We start from the raw sequence: 577 nt of genomic DNA on the forward strand, positions 1-577 counted from the left end.
GAAACGGTCGAAAATGTCGCGACTGAGATCGACAGCTACTCTCTCATCCAGCCTTTGGGTGTGTGCTGCGGCATTACTCCGTTCAACTTTCCTGCCATGATCCCGTTGTGGATGTTTCCCATCGCAATCGCGAGCGGTAACACTTTCGTTCTTAAGCCTTCCGAGCAAGTGCCTTTGACCTCGATTCGCTTAGCTGAGCTTTTTGAAGAGGCGGGAGCGCCAAAAGGTGTGTTGCAGATCGTTCATGGCCGCAAAGATCAAGTCGATTTCTTGCTTGCTCATCCCGATATTCGCGCGGTGTCTTTCGTCGGGTCAGTGCCTGTCGCGCAGTATATTTACACCACGGGAACTCAATACTTTAAACGCGTACAAGCCTTTGCTGGCGCTAAAAATCACATGGTTGTCATGCCTGATTCTAACAAAGATCACGTCATAAACAACTTGGTGGGATCATCGGTTGGTGCTGCAGGGCAACGTTGCATGGCGATTTCAGTCGCGGTGTTTGTTGGTGAGTCAAAAGCCTGGATTGCCGATCTCAAACAAGAAATGGCGAAAATCCATCCCGGCGCTTGGGATG

At 50.4% G+C, this 577-nt stretch carries 1 protein-coding gene; it reads left to right on the plus strand.

The genetic code is table 11. The features are described from left to right. On the plus strand, nt 1-577 hold a 577-nt coding region (locus tag R7Z47_RS26045), incomplete at both ends, for an aldehyde dehydrogenase family protein (RefSeq protein WP_318130927.1).

The sequence above is a fragment of the Vibrio sp. 1641 genome, assembly GCF_033339995.1.
GTDB classification, from domain to species: domain Bacteria; phylum Pseudomonadota; class Gammaproteobacteria; order Enterobacterales; family Vibrionaceae; genus Vibrio; species Vibrio alginolyticus.